Annotated in this window: 1 protein-coding gene; it reads left to right on the top strand. The window is 63.1% G+C overall.

What is annotated here, in order from left to right; translation table 11 throughout:
- Positions 1-206: CBM96 family carbohydrate-binding protein (locus AC6CHP_RS20830; protein ID WP_498232083.1), on the top strand; the 206-nt coding region annotated here is incomplete at both ends.

The raw sequence follows: 206 nt of genomic DNA, 5'->3' as shown, positions 1-206 counted from the left end.
GACGTCCGAGACCGTCACCCTCACCGCCACCGCGGACAGCTGGGTGGCAGGCGGAGCAGCAAACACAAACTACGGCACCTCCACCACAATGAGCGTGGACAACAGTCCCGTGGAAACCACCTACCTGAAATTCGACCTCTCAGCGTATGCGGGTAGGACCGTGGAGAGCGCAACACTGCAGCTGCGCAGCGCCGGCAGCGGGTCAA

It is taken from the genome of Pseudarthrobacter sp. GQ63 (assembly GCF_059758765.1).
The sequence above is the reverse complement of the archived record's forward strand: the minus strand, read 5'-3'. Positions and strand labels throughout refer to the sequence as shown.